Below are 15331 nucleotides of genomic sequence, written 5' to 3' on the forward strand. Positions count from 1 at the left end.
GCGATCCCCGCCCCCGCGACCCCCGCCCCCGCGACCGCCGACGCGGTGATCTCCCTCCTCGTCGTCGACGACCACCCCGTCGTCCGCGACGGCCTGCGCGGCATGTTCGAGTCCGCGCCCGGCTTCCGCGTCCTCGGCGAGGCGGCGGGCGGCGTCGAGGCGCTGGAACGGGCCGCCGCGCTCGACCCCGACGTGATCCTCATGGACCTGCGGATGCCGGGCGGTTCGGGGGTGGACGCCATCCGGGAGTTGACCCGGCGCGGCGCCCGCGCGCGCGTGCTCGTGCTCACCACGTACGACACCGACTCCGACACCCTGCCCGCGATCGAGGCCGGCGCGACCGGCTACCTCCTCAAGGACGCGCCCCGCGAGGACCTGTTCACCGCGGTCCGCGCGGCGGCCGAGGGCCACACGGTCCTCTCCCCGGCCGTCGCCTCCCGGCTGGTCTCCGCCGTCCGCGCCCCGAAGGCCCCCGGCGGCGAGCCCCTCTCCGCCCGCGAGCGCGAGGTGCTGGCCCTGGTCGCGCGCGGCACCTCCAACAAGGAGATCGCCCGGGAGCTGTTCATCAGCGAGGCGACCGTCAAGACCCACCTCACCCACCTGTACGCCAAACTCGGGGTGAGCGACCGCGCGGCGGCGGTGGCGACGGGCTACGAGCGGGGCATCCTCGGCTGACGCCCCGGCGCGGGGCTCAGGACGCCGGATAGGGCAGCAGCTCGCGGTCGGTCCGCTCCCAGGCCGCCTTCAACTCGGCGAGCAGCCCGGGCCGGTCGGCCGCGAGGTCCGCCTGTTCGCGGGCGTCGGCGGCGAGGTCGTACAGGTGGTCGCGGCCCTGGGCGTCCCGGTAGTACTTCCAGTCGCCCCGCCGCAGCGCGCGGTTGCCCCGCACCCGCCAGAACAGGTCGCGTTCGGGCAGCTCCCGGCCCCGCAGCAGGTAGTCGGCGAGGCTGTGCCCGTCGAGGGGGTACGCCGGGTCGGGGCGCGCGCCGCCCAGCTCCAGCAGGGTCGCCGTCCAGTCCGGCGAGTAGACCGGCTCGTGGCTGACCTGCCGTCCGTCGACGCGGGCCGGCCAGCGCAGCACGGTCGGCACCCGGATGCCGCCCTCCAGCAGCTCCGACTTGCCGCCGCTGAGCGGCCACTGGTACGAGAAGCGCTCGCCGCCGTTGTCGCTGGCGAAGACGACGACGGTGTTCTCCTCCTGGCCGGACCGGCGCAGCGCGGCGAGCACCTCGCCGACCGAGGCGTCCAGGTTCTCCACCATCTCCCGGTACTTCTCCACCGAGCCGCCGTCGTTGTGCAGCAGCGCGCCCAGCACGTTCCCACCGCGCACCTCGGCGGCGATCCCGGCGCCGGTCTCCTCGTCGTCCTCGCCGAGCCACGGCCAGTGCGGGGTGGTGAAGTTCAGGTTGAGCAGCCAGGGCCGGTCGTGCTCGCGCCCGACGTACTCGACGGCCCGCTCGGTCAGGACGGTGGTGTAGTAGCGCAGGTCCTCGTACGTGGCGTCGCCCTCGTACAGGTCGTAGTCCCCGAGCTGGCCCAGCTTGGAGAAGTACTCCAGCGCACCGCCGAAGTTGCCGAAGAACTCGTCCCAGCCGGACTTGGTCGGGCTGTGGTCGGGGAGCCAGCCGCAGTGCCACTTGCCGATCAGTGCGGTGGCGTAACCGGCCCGCTTCAGCAGGGACGCGAGGGTCGGGTGGTTCGGGTCCAGGCCCTGGCTGCGGTCGCCGATCGGCTCCGCGAGCCCGCCCTTCGTACGGCCCGGGTACCGTCCGGTGTAGAGGCTGAAGCGGGTGGGGGAGCAGGTCGCCGACCCCGAGTACGCCTGGGTGAACCGCACGCCCTGCGCGGCGAGCCGGTCCAGGTGGGGCGTCCTGATGTGCGGGGCGCCGTACGAGGACAGGTCGGCCCAGCCGAGGTCGTCGCCGAGGATGAACAGGATGTTGGGGCGCTTGCCGGGCCGGGACCCGGTGCGCGCCGCGAAGGGGCGCTCGTCGGTGGCGGCAGCGGTGGCGGGTGTGCGGGCGGGGGTGGCGGCGCCGGCGGTGGCGGCCGTACCGGCGACGGCGCTCACCGCACCGCCGCCGACCAGGCCGCCGAAGAGGCGGCGGGACATCTCGGGCATGCGTGATCCCTGGAGGACGAGGACGAAGGTGCGCCCGAAGAGGCGCCGACCAGGGACGTTTCCAGGCACGCCGAGGCCCGGTCAAGAAGATCGCCGACGAGTTCACGGAGCCGAAACGGGGCGTAGGAATCGGCCCCGCCGACGACTTCAGCCGACCGCCCGCAGCAGCAGCACCGTCCGCGCCGGGACCGTGAGCGGCGCGCCCGCCGGGTGCACCGTGGCCGGTGCCTCGCCCTGCTCCTCCCGGCCGGTGTCGACGACCACCTCGTACCGCTCGGCCCACGGGGCGCCCGGCAGGAGGAAGCCGACCGGCTCCCCGCCCGCGTGCAGGACGGCCAGGAAACTGTCGTCGGTGATCGGGTTGCCGTGCTCGTCGCGGCCCGGGATGTCCCGCCCGGAGAGGTACATGCCGAGGGTGGCGGCGGGGGCGTACCAGTCCCGCTCGGTCATCTCCGTGCCGCCCGCGGTGAACCAGGCCAGGTCGCGCAGCCCGTCCGCGGAGTGCGCGCGGCCGGAGAAGAAGGCCCGGCGGCGCAGCACCGGGTGCCGGTGGCGCAGCGCGATCAGGCGCGAGGCCAGCGCGAACAGCGGGCGCCACTCCGGGTCGTTGAGCAGGCTCCAGTCCACCCAGCTGGTCTCGTCGTCCTGGCAGTAGGCGTTGTTGCTCCCGCGCTGGGTGCGGCCCATCTCGTCGCCCGCGACCAGCATCGGCACTCCGGTCGACAGCAGCAGTGTGGTGAGCAGGTTGCGGAGCTGGCGGCGGCGCAGCGCACGCACCCGCGCGTCGTCCGTCTCCCCCTCCGCGCCGCAGTTCCAGGACCGGTTGTCGTCCGTGCCGTCCCGGTTGCCCTCGCCGTTGGCCTCGTTGTGCTTGCGCTCGTACGACACGAGGTCCCGCAGGGTGAAACCGTCGTGCGCGGTGACGAAGTTGACCGAGGCGTACGGCCGCCGGCCGCCCCAGGCGTACAGGTCGCTGGAGCCCGACAGGCGGTACCCCATCTCCCTCACGTCCGGCAGCGCGTGCCGCCAGAAGTCCCGCACCGCGCCCCGGTAGCGGTCGTTCCACTCCGTCCACAGCGGCGGGAAGGCCCCCACCTGGTAGCCGCCCGAGCCGACGTCCCACGGCTCGGCGATCAGCTTCACCCGCCGCAGCACCGGATCCTGCGCGATCACCGCGAGGAAGGGGGAGAGCATGTCGACGTCGTGCATCGAACGGGCCAGCGCCGCGGCCAGGTCGAAGCGGAAGCCGTCCACCCCCATCTCGGTGACCCAGTAGCGCAGCGAGTCGGTGATCAGGCGCAGCACGTGCGGCTGGACGACGTGCAGGGTGTTGCCGCAGCCCGTGTAGTCGGCGTACCGGCGGGCGTCGGGCTGGAGGCGGTAGTAGCCGCGGTTGTCGATGCCCTTCAGGGAGAGCGTCGGGCCCAGCTCGCCCGCCTCCGCCGTGTGGTTGTAGACCACGTCGAGGATCACCTCGATGCCGGCCGCGTGCAGCGCGCGCACCATCCGCTTGAACTCGCCGACCTGCTCTCCCGTGGTGCCGGAGGCGGCGTAGGCGGCGTGCGGGGCGAAGTAGCCGACCGAGTTGTAGCCCCAGTAGTTCTTCAGGCCGCGGTCCAGCAGATGGCTCTCGTGCGCGAACTGGTGCACCGGCAGCAGCTCCACCGCCGTCACGCCCAGCCGCGTCAGGTGCTCGATCGCCGCCGGGTGCGCCAGGCCCGCGTACGTGCCGCGCAGCTCGGGCGGGATGCCGGGGTGGAGCCGGGTGAAACCGCGCACGTGCAGCTCGTAGATGACCGAGTCTGCCCACGGCGTCTTGGGCCTGCGGTCGTCCGACCAGTCGTCGTCGTCATGGACCACGACGCCCTTGGGGACGTGCGGCGCCGAGTCCCGGTCGTCGCGCACCGTGTCCGCGACCCGCTGCTCCGGCCAGTCCCGCACGTGGCCGTACACCTCGGGCGGCAGGCCGAAGTCGCCGTCCACCGCGCGGGCGTACGGGTCGAGCAGCAGCTTCGCCGGATTCCAGCGGGCGCCGGTCCACGGGTCCCAGCGGCCGTGCACCCGGTAGCCGTAGCGCTGCCCGGGGCGGACGCCCGGCACGAAGCCGTGCCATATCCCGTGGGTCAGCTCGGTCAGCCGCACCCGGCTCTCCCCGGCACCGGGGCCCGGCCCGTCGAACAGGCACAGCTCGACCGCCTCCGCCCCGCCGGCCCACAGGGCGAAGTTGGTCCCCGCCACCTGGTCGGGGCCGGTGCGGAACCGGGCGCCCAGCGGCACCGGCGTGCCCGGCCGGGCCGGCACGGCGGGCGGCGGCGGGGCGGCACGCCGCGCGCCATTGACCACGACGGCGGGGCGACCGTCCGCGGCGGCCCGCTCCCCGGGCACCGCCTCCCGCTCGGCTGCGCTGGACACCTGTCAGCCTCCCACGGCTCGTGGAACGACGTCCGGCAGGAGGGCGTGCGGCGTCCCGGCCGCTGCTCCCCGTCGCGTCGTCCTCCCCACAGTTCTGCCCACCGGGTGGCTCGCACTCACGTTTCCCCTGGGCCCACCGGTCGTTACGGGTGGATGTGAGGCACGTACACGGGCGCGCACGGCGCGCGGGCGCCGCTCTGGCCGCCCTACTGACATGGGCAGGACTGCTGGCCGGGGCCGCCGGATGCACCTCGGACGGGGGCGGCATCGGCTCCGGCATCGGCGACATGTTCGGCAAACCACCCGCCGCCGAGGACGTCATCCGCATCGCCCCGGACGACGGGAGCAAGGCCGTCCGGCCGGACGAGAAGCTGTCGGTGCGGGTGCCCGCAGGGCGCCTGGAGTCGGTGCAGGTCGTCCGCTCGCAGGACGCGCGCCAGACCCCGGTGCCCGGCCGGATCTCCGAGGACGGCCTCAGCTGGCGGCCCGACGACGACCGGCTCGCCCTCGCCGCCAAGTACACGGTCGACGCCGTCGCGCTCGACGGCGGCGGCCACCGCTCGGCCCGGCACGCCACGTTCACCACCAAGGTCCCCGAAGAGCGCTTCATCGCCTACGTCGCCCCCGAGAACCGCGCGGTCGTCGGCACCGGAATGATCGTTTCGCTGGAGTTCAACCGGGAGATCACCGACCGCGCCGCCGTCGAACGCGCCGTCACGGTCACCGCGAAGCCCGCCACCGAGATCCGCCCCCACTGGTTCGGCAAGGACCGCCTCGACTTCCGCCCCAAGGAGTACTGGAAGCCCGGCACCGAGGTCGCCGTCGACCTGGACCTGCGGGACGTGGAGGGCGCCAAGGGGGTCTACGGCCTCCAGCGCAAGAAGGTCTCCTTCACCGTCGGCCGCAGCCAGGTCTCCCGCGTCGACGCGGTCGAGCGGACCATGGAGGTGCGCAGGGACGGCACCCTGCTGGCCACCGTGCCGATCACCGCGGGGGCCCCGACGACACCCACCTACAACGGCCGGATGGTGATCAGCGAGATGCTCGAGGTCACCCGCATGAACAGCCGCACGGTCGGCTTCGGCGGCGAGTACGACATCCCCGACGTCCCGCACGCCATCCGCCTCACCAGCTCGGGCACCTTCCTGCACGGCAACTACTGGGCGCCCGTCGACACCTTCGGCCGGGCCAACGTCAGCCACGGCTGCGTCGGGCTGCGCGACGACAAGGGCGGCGGCTCCGACACCCCGGCGGGCTGGTTCTTCGACCGCAGCCTCATCGGCGACGTCGTCGAGGTGGTCCACAGCAAGGACAGGACCGTGGACCCCGACAACGGCCTGGGTGGCTGGAACATGAAGTGGAAGGAGTGGAAGGCGGGCAGCGCGGTGAACTGAGGGCGTCCGCGCCTCGCGCCACCCTCCCGCCAACTCGGTACGGAACGGTGACACTTCACCTGTCCCTCAACCCCCTGGCCTGCGGTTACGATGCGCCGGTGCGCGAGCGGGCGCACTGGGGCGCGGGCCCGACCAGGCCCGGCGAGGGGAGACAAGGTGAACGTGCGTCCGATAGCGGGGGCGGCAGTCGGACTGCTGTTGCTGACCGTCACGGCATGCGGCGGGGGCGGCTCGGGGGCCGGGGACGGCAAGGGGGGCAAGGCCGAGGACTCCACCGCGGCACAGGACAAGCAGTCCGAGGCCGTCGTCACCATCGCTCCCGCCAACGGGGCCAAGGCCGTCGACACCAGCGGCGCCCTGAAGGTCGGCGCCGCCAGGGGCAGGCTCACCGAGGTCGTCGTCAAGGACGGCAAGGGCGCGAAGGTCGACGGGAAGATATCCGGGGACGGCGCCACCTGGACGCCGTCCACCCACCTGGCCGCCGCCACCACGTACAGCGTGCGCGCGGTCGCCAAGGACTCCGAGGGCCGCACCGCCGCCGAGGACTCCCGCTTCACCACCCTGACGCCGAAGAACACCTTCGTCGGTACCTTCACGCCGGAGGACGGCTCGAAGGTCGGCGTCGGCATGCCGTTCTCGATCCGCTTCACCCGGGGCATCACCCACCCGGAGGAGGTCGAGAAGGCCATCACCATCAAGACCGAACCGGCCGTCGAGGTCGAGGGCCACTGGTTCGGCAACGACCGCCTCGACTTCCGCCCCGAGAAGTACTGGAAGGCCGGCACCAAGGTCACCGTCGACCTCAATCTCGACGGCGTCGAGGGCCGCGAGGACGTCTACGGCAAGCAGGCCAAGACCCTCTCCTTCACCGTCGGCCGCAGCCAGGTCTCCGTCGTGGACGCCAAGAAGCACACGATGAAGGTCGTTCGGGACGGCAGGACGATCAAGACCATCCCCGTCACCACGGGCGCGCCCGGCTACGACACCTGGAACGGCCAGATGGTCATCACCGAGCGGCTCGCGGTGACCCGGATGAACGGCGAGACGGTCGGCTACGGCGGCGAGTACGACATCCCGGACGTCCCGCACGCCATGCGCCTGTCCACCTCCGGCACCTTCATCCACGGCAACTGGTGGGGCGGTGACGTCTTCGGCAACAGCAACGCCAGCCACGGCTGCATCGGCCTGCGGGACGTGCGCGGCGGCTGGGACAAGAACGCGCCGGCCCGCTGGTTCTTCGAGAACTCGATCATCGGCGACGTGGTCGTGGTCAAGAACTCCGACGACGCCACCATCGCCCCCGACAACGGCCTCAACGGCTGGAACATGTCCTGGGAGAAGTGGAAGGCGTAAGGGGGCGGCTGCCACGGCGAGTGAACGCCCGCTAACCTGCGGGGCATGACCGTACATCTCGAAGTCGCCGAAGGCGTCGGCACGCTGCGCCTGGACCGCCCGCCCATGAACGCACTGGACGTCGCCACCCAGGACCGGTTGAAGGAGCTGGCCGAGGAGATCACCCGGCGCGAGGACGTGCGCGCCGTGGTGATCCACGGCGGCGAGAAGGTGTTCGCGGCGGGCGCGGACATCAAGGAGATGCAGGTGATGGACCACGCGGCGATGATCGCGCGGTCCCGCGCCCTGCAGGACTCCTTCACCGCGGTGGCCCGCATCCCCAAGCCGGTGGTCGCCGCGGTGACCGGCTACGCCCTGGGCGGCGGCTGCGAACTCGCCCTGTGCGCCGACTTCCGCGTCGCGGGGGAGAACGCCAGGCTGGGCCAGCCCGAGATCCTGCTCGGCCTGATCCCGGGCGCGGGCGGCACCCAGCGGCTGTCCCGGCTGATCGGCCCCTCCAAGGCCAAGGACCTGATCTTCACCGGCCGCCAGGTGAAGGCCGACGAGGCGCTGGCGCTCGGCCTGGTGGACCGGGTGGTCCCGGCCGCCGAGGTCTACGAGCAGGCGCACGCCTGGGCCGCGCGGCTCGCGAAGGGCCCCGCCATCGCCCTGCGCGCGGCGAAGGAGGCGATCGACACGGGGCTGGAGACGGACCTCGAGACCGGCCTCGCCGTCGAGCGGAACTGGTTCGCGGGTCTGTTCGCCACGGAGGACCGCGAGCGCGGGATGCGCAGCTTCGTGGAAGAGGGCCCCGGCAAGGCCACGTTCCTCTGACGCCTCTTCTGCGGGGTGCACGTCACACCCGAAGTGACCGCGTACGCCTTGCAATTGACGCGGTGTCTGATCCGGGTCCCTCGATGGGGCGGTTTATGGCAGCCTTAACGCACCATTAAGCGCGCCTTGTCGAGGGAGTCCGTCGCTTGTCTCCGGCCGAGCCGTTCACGCAGGTCAGTGGGGCCGTTTCCGGCCCCGAACTGCCTGCGGCATATGCCGATCGACCGTCGCCGGGGCCGGCCCCCGCGGGGGCGTATTCCCCGGGAACGGCCCCGGAGTCCGCCGAGGGCGGCCATGATGGGGGCATGGCGGGGCTGGATGGTACGGAACTGCCGCGGGGAGCCGGGCGTGCGACCGCGGCGCGCTGGTCGCCGGCGGTCGAGGACGAACGCGCGCTCAAGGCGCTGGAACTGTTCGGCAACCCCACGGAGCGCGAGGTTCCGTTACCCTCCCGGCCCGAGTCCGCCGCCACCGCCCGCCGACTGGCCCAGGTCGTCGCCCTGCGCCAGTGGCAGCTCGGCCCCAAGGTCACGGAGGACGCCGTCCTGCTCGTCTCCGAGCTGGTCGGCAACGCCGTACGCCACACCGGCGCCCGGATCTTCGGCCTCCGCATGCGCCGCCGCCCCGGCTGGATCCGCGTCGAGGTCCGCGATCCCTCCCGGGGGCTGCCGTGTCTGATGCCGGTGCAGGAGACGGACACCAGCGGGCGCGGCCTCTTCCTCGTCGACAAGCTCTCCGACCGGTGGGGCGTGGACCTGCTGCCGCGCGGGAAGACCACCTGGTTCGAGATGCGGGTCACGGACCGCTGAGAGTCCATCTGCCGCTGAAGGCAAGCCGGTTCGCCGGACACGCCACCTACGGGTGAGAATCCGGAACGCAGCCCTCCGCGGCCGGGATCGTATCCGCATGATCACCACACGCCTGCGCCGGCGGACCGCTGCCGCCGTCCTGTCGCTCTCCGCGGTCCTCGCCACCACCGCCGCCACCGCCCCCGGTGCCGCCCCGGCCCCGTCGGCCGCCCCCGCCAAGGCAGCCCCGGCCTGCCCCCAGTTCGACGACAAGACCAAGGCCGCCGCCGACCGCGGCGTCGACGTCGACCGCATCACGCCCAAGCCGGTCTGGCGCACCACCTGCGGCACCCTCTACCGCAGCGACAGCCGCGGCCCCCAGGTCGTCTTCGAAGAGGGCTTCCACGCCAAGGACGTCGCGAACGGGCAGTACGACGTCGAGAAGTACGTCCTGGTCAACCAGCCCTCGCCGTTCGTCTCCACGAGCTACGACCACGACCTGTACAAGACCTGGTACAAGTCCGGCTACAACTACTACATCGACGCCCCCGGCGGCATCGACGTCAACAAGACCATCGGCGACACCCACAAGTGGGCCGACCAGGTCGAGGTCGCCTTCCCCGGCGGCATCCAGCGCAAGTACATCATCGGCGTCTGCCCGGTCGACCGGCAGACCAAGACCGAGATCATGAGCGCATGCGAGAGCAACCCGCACTACCAGCCCTGGCACTGACCGGCCCCGCCCGCGGGGCAGCCGTGACTCAAGGGCGCGGGAACAGCGCCTCCGAGCCCACCGGCCGGTAGCCCGCCGCCTGGAACGCCCGCAGACTGCGGGCGTTCCCCGCCGACACCTGCGCCCACACCGGCTCGCGACCGGTCAGTTGCCGCGCCGCCGTCACCAGCCGCCGCCCCAGTCCCCGGTGCCGGGCCCCCGGTGCCACCTCCACGGCCACCTCGAGCCGTCCGGCCACCCCCCGGCCCAGCACCAGCACCCCGCCGTCCGCCGCCCACACCCGCACCCCGTCGCGCCGCCGCCGGGCCGCGACCACGCGCGGATGCCCCGGATCGGCGATCTCCGTCAGCGCGACCTCCGGGCGCCCGGGAAGCGGCACACCGGCCAGCAGCACGTCGATCGTGTCCGTCGTCCGCCCCGTGCGCTCCGCAAAGGCGGCCAGGAAACGGGCGTTCATCGTCGCGGCCAGGGGATCGCAGCCCAGCGAGGCCAGCGTCTCGCGCACCCACCCCTCGTCCTCGTCGGTGAAGACGACCGAGTGCGCCGTGAAGGCGACGACGCCCGCGTCCCGCCCGCCGTGCTGCGGCACGACGCTCGTCCCGCCGTCCGCCGCTGGGAACACGCCCCGCGCCGCCGCGTCCAGAATGTCCCGCAGGCTCCCCGCCACGTCCCGCTCCTTGAGTCTCCACCCACTGGAAGGCACAGACTCCCAGACATGACCGACGACGGCACCGGCCTCATGACCATCGGCGCACTGGCGCGGACCACCGGACTGACGGTCCGCACCATCCGCTACTGGTCCGACGAGGGCGCCCTGCCCCCGGTCACCCGCTCCGCGGGCGGCTACCGGCTCTATGACGCCGAGTCCGTCGCCCGCCTGGAACTGATCCGCACCCTGCGCGAACTGGGCCTCGGCCTGGACGCCGTACGCCGTGTCCTGGCCGGTGAGACCACGGTGGCGCAGGTCGCGGCGGCGCACGTGAGCGCGCTGGACGCGCAGATCGGTTCGCTGAGGGTGACCCGAGCGGTGCTGTCCACCGTGGCGCGACGCGGCTCGACCGCCGAGGAGATGACGCTCATGAACAAGCTGGCGCGACTGTCCACCGCCGAACGGCGCCGCATCATCGAGGACTTCATGGCGGACGTCTTCGCGGGGATCGACACCGCCGACCCCGACATCCGGGCCCGCCTGCGCTTCGCCGCGGCCGACCTGCCCGACGACCCCACCTCCGAACAGGTGGACGCCTGGGTGGAACTGGCCGAGCTGATCCAGGACCCGGAGTTCCGCAGGACGATGCGCCGGATGATCGAGTTCAACGCCGCGGACCGGGGGCCGGACGTCCCCGCGGGCTCCTCGCTCTGGTTCGTGAGCCGTCTGGTGCGGCTCGCGGGCGACGCGCTGCGCGAGGGCGTCGCACCGGACTCGCCGCGGGCCGTCGGCGTCCTGCGCGCGCTGATCGGCGACGCCGACCCCGCCGTCGTGCTCGAACGCCTCACCGCGGTGACCAACGTCCGGCTCGCCCGCTACTGGGAACTGTCGGCGATCGTGAACGGTGTGGAGCCGCCCTCCGCCCACGAGGAGCAGTTCAGGTGGGTGGTCGCCGCACTGGGCGCTCGTACGGCCGGTTAATCTGACCTGCGTCAGATGGACCCATGCATGGAACGAGGGGCGGACCGGTGGCCGACATCGAGGAAGCACGCAAGCAGTTCGAGCGGATCGACACGGACGGTGACGGCCTCATCACCGCGGCCGAGTTCAAGACCGCGCTCGCCCAGGGCGGCGACTGGAACGTCACCGAGTCGGTGGCCGAGGCGATCATCGCCGGCCGCGACCTCAACGGCGACAAGCAGCTGTCGTTCAACGAGTTCTGGGCCCACCTGAACAAGTAGCGACACCGCGACGAAAAGGGCGCCCGCCGGTCACCCGGACGGGCGCCTTCGCGCGGAATAGCGCACCCCGGCCCAGGGTTGACGCAGGTCATGGGCGCGAGCCGGCAGGCTCCGCAGGACACGACCTCCGAAAGGCCAGGCGAGTCGGCATCATGAAGATCGGCATCATCGGCGCGGGCAACATCGGCGGCAACCTCACCCGGCGGCTCACCGCCCTCGGGCACGACGTCTTCGTCGCCAACTCGCGCGGACCCCACACGCTCACCGAGCTGGCCGAGGAGACCGGCGCCACCCCGGTACCGGTGGAGGAGGCGGCGCGCGGCGCCGAGATCGTCGTCGTCACGGTCCCGCTGAAGCGCGTCCCGGACCTGCCGTCCGGCGTGCTGGACGGGGCGGCGGACGGCGTCGCGGTCATCGACACCGGGAACTACTACCCGCAGCAGCGGGACGGCAGGATCGCGGGCATCGAGGACGAGGGTCTCACCGAGAGCCGCTGGACCGAGGGCCACCTCGGCCACCCGGTGGTCAAGGCCTTCAACGGCACCTACGCCCAGGACATCCTCGACCGCCCCCGTCCGGCGGGCGCGCCCGACCGCATGGCCCTCCCGGTGGCCGGCGACGACCCGGCGGCCAAGGCGAAGGTCCGTGCCCTGATCGACGAGCTGGGCTTCGACACCGTCGACGCCGGCGGCATCGACGACTCCTGGCGCCAGCAGCTGGACACCCCGGTCTACGGCCTGCGTGAGGGCGTCGACGGCGTCACCAAGGCGCTGGCGGAGGCGTCCCCGGAGCGGCCCGCGGCCTTCCGGGGCTGACCCCGCTCTCAGGCGCTCCGGGCCCACTCCTTGAGCGCGGCCCTGCTCGCGAAGTCCGCCACGTTGGTGTCGACCGGGTCGTCCGTGTACTGGTGGAAGCGCCACTTCGCCTGGATGCGCGGCTTGCCCGCCGAGACGTAGTCGGCAATCCACAGGCCATCGCCCGCATAGGAGGTGGTGTCCACGGTGAGCCAGTAGTTTCTGTTCGTATAGAGGATGACCCGGTTGTCCGGCCGCAACGCCTTCAGTTTGCGAATGAAGCTGTCCTTCTCGGCGTTGCTTGCATGGGTGCCCTCTCCTGTCGTCTCCCAGTCGACGGCGAGGATGTCCCCCTTGCGGTCCGGGGCCTTGGAGACGAAGTACTCGGCCTGGGCGGTCAGGTTGCCCGGCCACAGGAAGTGGTAGAAGCCGACGACCAGCCCGGCGTCGCGCGCCCGCTTCGTCTGCGCCGCGAGCTTGGGGTTGACGTAGGTGCGGCCCTCGGTCGCCTTCACGAAGACGAAGGAGAGGCCGTCGGTGTCGTAGCTGGAGGACTGGTAGGCGCTGACGTCGATGCCGCGCAGCATGGGGCCTCCCTGAAGGGCTGTGGGGGGACGGGAGTTGGTTATTCCCCACCATGGCACGGCCGATCCCCACCGGAAGCGGAAACGTCGACTTCGCTTCCCCCGGGCGCCATTGACGCGCGTAGCGCGGTGGACCACGCTGGGCTCCGGTTCACGGACGACTCGACGGTCGGGAGGCCGGGATGTTCAGACGCGTGTCACGTCTCCTTCTCTCATTTGTCATGCTCATGGCTGGAGCGGTGGTCGGAGTCGGCGCCACCGCCGGCGCCGCGCACGCCGACTCCTGCTACACCTGGAACCGCACCCTCTCCCAGGGCTCCTCCGGCAGCGACGTGACGCAGCTCCAGATCCGCGTCGCCGGCTGGGTCACCTCCGGCGAACGGCTCTCCTACGACGGCCAGTACGGGGCCCGGACCGCCGCCGCCGTCAAGAAGTTCCAGGCCGCCTACGGACTGGCCGCGGACGGTGTCGCGGGCTCCGCGACCTTCAGCAAGATCTACGCGCTCCAGGACGCGGACTGCACGCCCGTCCACTTCACCTACGCGGAGCTGAACAAGTGCAACTCCGACTGGTCGGGCGGCGCGGTCTCCGCCGCCACGGCCAAGGCGAACGCGCTGAAGACGATGTGGAAGCTGGAGGCGATGCGGCACGCCCTCGGCGACGTGCCGCTCACGATCTCCAGCGGCTTCCGCTCCCGGGCCTGCAACAGCGCGGTGGGCGGCTCGTCCACCAGCCGCCACCTCTACGGCGACGCCGCCGACCTCACGGGCTCGCCCAGCTTCTGCCGGCTCGCCCAGCAGGCCAGGACCCACGGCTTCTCGGAGATCCTCGGCCCGGGCTACCCCGACCACAACGACCACACCCACGTGGCCCTCGACCCGTCGCCGTACTGGTCGGCCCCGAACTGCGGCATCTGAACCCACCGGTGACCGTACGTACGCCGGGCCCGGAGGCGCCCGGCGTACGGCGGGGCGGTGGCGGGCGGGCGGACCGGCGGGCTCAGGAGACGGCCGCGGCCGCCCGGGGGCTCTCCTCGGCGGAGTCGGGCTCGCCCTCGTCCAGGGAGACGTCCTTGGTCTCCTTGCCGAGCAGCAGGGCGACCAGCGTCAGCACGGCCATCGCGGAGAGGTAGACGCCGACCAGCCACGGCGATCCGTCACCGGCCTCCCACAGCGCCACCGCTATGAACGGGGCGACGGCCGCGCCGAGGATCGAGCTGACGTTGTACGAGATGCCGGAACCGGTGTAGCGCACGCTGGTCGGGAACAGCTCCGGCAGCAGCGCGCCCATCGGTCCGAAGGTCATGCCCATCAGGGTGAAGCCGAGCACCAGCCACAGCACCACGCCGAGCGTGCCCAGGTCGATCAGCGGGACCCAGAGCAGACCGAAGACCACGATCGCCGCGGTGATCCAGACCAGGGTGGTGCGGCGCCCGTACGTGTCGGCGAGCGGGCCGGAGACCAGGGTGAACACGGCGAAGAACAGCACCCCGAAGATCATCATCAGGACGAACGTGGTGTAGCCGTACCCGAGCCCCGGCACGTCGGCGTCCTTGGCGGCACGGCCGTAGCTGAGCGAGAACGTGGTCATCAGGTAGAAGAGCACGTACGTCGCCAGCATGAAGAAGGTGCCGAGGACCAGCTGCTTCCAATGGCCCTGGACCACCGTGGCCAGCGGCAGCTTCCGCACCTTGCCCGCCTGCCGGGTCCTGGCGAACACCGTCGACTCCACGAGCCGCGAGCGCACCCACAGGCCGATCGCGACCATCACGGCGGAGAAGAGGAACGGGATGCGCCAGCCCCAGCTCGCGAAGGCCTCGGACGGCTGGGTGGGGTCGGCGCCGGCGGAGGAGGGCAGCAGCGCCCCGATGATCAGGAACAGGCCGTTGCCGATGATGAAGCCGAGCGGCGCGCCCAGCTGCGGGAAGGTCCCGTACAGGGCGCGCTTGCCGCGGGGCGCGTTCTCGGTCGCGACCAGTGCGGCCCCGCTCCACTCGCCGCCGAGCGCGAAGCCCTGCGCGAGCCGCATCAGCACGAGCAGCGCGGTGGCGACCCAGCCGGCCTGTGCGTAGGTCGGCAGGGCGCCGATGAGGAAGGTGGCGACGCCCATGGTGAGCAGCGAGACGACCAGCGTCTTCTTGCGGCCGAGCCGGTCACCGAGGTGCCCGAAGAAGACGGCGCCGATCGGCCGGGCGACCATCGCGGCGCCGAAGACCGCGAACGACGACAGCAGTGCCGTGGTGGGTTCGCTGCTCGGGAAGAAGAGCTTCGGGAAGACGAGGACGGCGGCGGTCGCGTAGATGTAGAAGTCGTAGAACTCGATCGTCGTGCCCATGAGGCTGGCGACGATGACCCGCGCTCGGGGATTGACGGGTGTCTGGGGTGCTGGGCCGGAGGCCGGTGCGGGCATGGCTCGGTCTTTCACGCGCGAAACATGGGCCCTGCAACG

Annotated in this window: 15 protein-coding genes; 10 read left to right on the forward strand and 5 right to left on the reverse strand. The window is 72.1% G+C overall.

What is annotated here, in order from left to right; translation table 11 throughout:
* Positions 1 to 3: 3 nt before the first annotated feature.
* Positions 4 to 675, forward strand: coding sequence for a response regulator (locus IE94_RS0124845; protein WP_030188315.1), 672 nt, complete (start codon positions 4 to 6; stop codon positions 673 to 675).
* Positions 676 to 691: 16 nt separating this feature from the next.
* Here IE94_RS0124845 and IE94_RS0124850 read toward each other — a convergent pair whose 3' ends face one another.
* Positions 692 to 2122 (reverse strand): sulfatase family protein, encoded by a 1431-nt coding sequence (locus tag IE94_RS0124850; RefSeq protein WP_030188317.1) that lies wholly within the window; start codon positions 2120 to 2122, stop codon positions 692 to 694.
* A 147-nt stretch (positions 2123 to 2269) separates the two neighbouring features.
* Complete coding sequence (glgX, locus tag IE94_RS0124855; protein ID WP_030188319.1) at positions 2270 to 4534, reverse strand: glycogen debranching protein GlgX; 2265 nt, start codon at positions 4532 to 4534, stop codon at positions 2270 to 2272.
* A 155-nt stretch (positions 4535 to 4689) separates the two neighbouring features.
* Here glgX and IE94_RS0124860 point away from each other — a divergent pair, with 155 nt between their 5' ends.
* The 5 genes from IE94_RS0124860 to IE94_RS0124880 all read left to right on the forward strand — a co-directional run bounded on the left by IE94_RS0124860 (position 4690) and on the right by IE94_RS0124880 (position 9615).
* Positions 4690 to 5928 (forward strand): L,D-transpeptidase, encoded by a 1239-nt coding sequence (locus IE94_RS0124860; RefSeq protein WP_030188322.1) that lies wholly within the window; start codon positions 4690 to 4692, stop codon positions 5926 to 5928.
* Positions 5929 to 6084: 156 nt separating this feature from the next.
* The gene (locus IE94_RS0124865; RefSeq protein ID WP_030188327.1) at positions 6085 to 7281 is read left to right on the forward strand and encodes a L,D-transpeptidase; all 1197 of its coding nucleotides are present in this window, start codon (positions 6085 to 6087) and stop codon (positions 7279 to 7281) included.
* A gap of 45 nt (positions 7282 to 7326) precedes the next feature.
* Complete coding sequence (locus IE94_RS0124870; RefSeq protein WP_030188328.1) at positions 7327 to 8094, forward strand: enoyl-CoA hydratase/isomerase family protein; 768 nt, start codon at positions 7327 to 7329, stop codon at positions 8092 to 8094.
* Between the two features lie 305 nt (positions 8095 to 8399).
* A complete protein-coding gene (locus IE94_RS0124875; protein ID WP_030188332.1) occupies positions 8400 to 8903 on the forward strand; it encodes an ATP-binding protein in 504 nt (167 codons plus the stop codon).
* A gap of 97 nt (positions 8904 to 9000) precedes the next feature.
* Positions 9001 to 9615, forward strand: coding sequence for an ADP-ribosyltransferase (locus tag IE94_RS0124880; RefSeq protein WP_030188334.1), 615 nt, complete (start codon positions 9001 to 9003; stop codon positions 9613 to 9615).
* A gap of 28 nt (positions 9616 to 9643) precedes the next feature.
* Here IE94_RS0124880 and IE94_RS0124885 read toward each other — a convergent pair whose 3' ends face one another.
* Complete coding sequence (locus IE94_RS0124885) at positions 9644 to 10282, reverse strand: GNAT family N-acetyltransferase (protein WP_030188336.1); 639 nt, start codon at positions 10280 to 10282, stop codon at positions 9644 to 9646.
* 48 nt (positions 10283 to 10330) lie between these two features.
* Between IE94_RS0124885 and IE94_RS0124890 the strand changes: the two genes are divergently transcribed.
* Genes IE94_RS0124890 through IE94_RS0124900 form a run of 3 tightly spaced genes read left to right on the forward strand, consistent with a single transcriptional unit; the run spans position 10331 to position 12320 of the window.
* Positions 10331 to 11245, forward strand: coding sequence for a MerR family transcriptional regulator (locus tag IE94_RS0124890; RefSeq protein WP_030188339.1), 915 nt, complete (start codon positions 10331 to 10333; stop codon positions 11243 to 11245).
* 47 nt (positions 11246 to 11292) lie between these two features.
* On the forward strand, positions 11293 to 11505 hold the full coding sequence (locus tag IE94_RS0124895) for an EF-hand domain-containing protein (RefSeq protein WP_030188341.1): 213 nt from the start codon (positions 11293 to 11295) through the stop codon (positions 11503 to 11505).
* On the forward strand, positions 11484 to 12320 hold the full coding sequence (locus tag IE94_RS0124900; protein ID WP_280922717.1) for an NADPH-dependent F420 reductase: 837 nt from the start codon (positions 11484 to 11486) through the stop codon (positions 12318 to 12320). Before IE94_RS0124895 ends, IE94_RS0124900 begins: the two co-directional genes overlap by 22 nt.
* Positions 12321 to 12328: 8 nt before the next feature.
* On the opposite strand, the gene IE94_RS0124905 is transcribed toward IE94_RS0124900, so the two are convergent.
* Positions 12329 to 12886, reverse strand: coding sequence for a glycoside hydrolase family 25 protein (locus IE94_RS0124905; protein WP_030188346.1), 558 nt, complete (start codon positions 12884 to 12886; stop codon positions 12329 to 12331).
* 179 nt (positions 12887 to 13065) lie between these two features.
* On the opposite strand from IE94_RS0124905, the gene IE94_RS0124910 reads away from it, so the two are divergent.
* Positions 13066 to 13800 (forward strand): D-Ala-D-Ala carboxypeptidase family metallohydrolase, encoded by a 735-nt coding sequence (locus IE94_RS0124910; RefSeq protein WP_030188348.1) that lies wholly within the window; start codon positions 13066 to 13068, stop codon positions 13798 to 13800.
* A gap of 82 nt (positions 13801 to 13882) precedes the next feature.
* On the opposite strand, the gene IE94_RS0124915 is transcribed toward IE94_RS0124910, so the two are convergent.
* Positions 13883 to 15292 (reverse strand): MFS transporter, encoded by a 1410-nt coding sequence (locus tag IE94_RS0124915; protein WP_030188350.1) that lies wholly within the window; start codon positions 15290 to 15292, stop codon positions 13883 to 13885.
* Positions 15293 to 15331 lie beyond the last annotated feature (39 nt).

The sequence above is a fragment of the Streptomyces violaceorubidus genome (assembly GCF_000717995.1).
In the GTDB taxonomy this organism is placed as follows: Bacteria; Actinomycetota; Actinomycetes; order Streptomycetales; family Streptomycetaceae; genus Streptomyces; species Streptomyces violaceorubidus.

Coding starts and splice junctions, on each gene's coding strand:
- IE94_RS0124850 (WP_030188317.1), bottom strand. CDS start 2,122: ATGCCCGAGATGTCCCGCCGCCTCTTCGGCGGCCTGGTCGGCGGCGGT.
- IE94_RS0124870 (WP_030188328.1), top strand. CDS start 7,327: ATGACCGTACATCTCGAAGTCGCCGAAGGCGTCGGCACGCTGCGCCTG.
- IE94_RS0124875 (WP_030188332.1), top strand. CDS start 8,400: ATGGCGGGGCTGGATGGTACGGAACTGCCGCGGGGAGCCGGGCGTGCG.
- IE94_RS0124880 (WP_030188334.1), top strand. CDS start 9,001: ATGATCACCACACGCCTGCGCCGGCGGACCGCTGCCGCCGTCCTGTCG.
- IE94_RS0124890 (WP_030188339.1), top strand. CDS start 10,331: ATGACCGACGACGGCACCGGCCTCATGACCATCGGCGCACTGGCGCGG.
- IE94_RS0124905 (WP_030188346.1), bottom strand. CDS start 12,886: ATGCTGCGCGGCATCGACGTCAGCGCCTACCAGTCCTCCAGCTACGAC.
- IE94_RS0124910 (WP_030188348.1), top strand. CDS start 13,066: ATGTTCAGACGCGTGTCACGTCTCCTTCTCTCATTTGTCATGCTCATG.
- IE94_RS0124915 (WP_030188350.1), bottom strand. CDS start 15,292: ATGCCCGCACCGGCCTCCGGCCCAGCACCCCAGACACCCGTCAATCCC.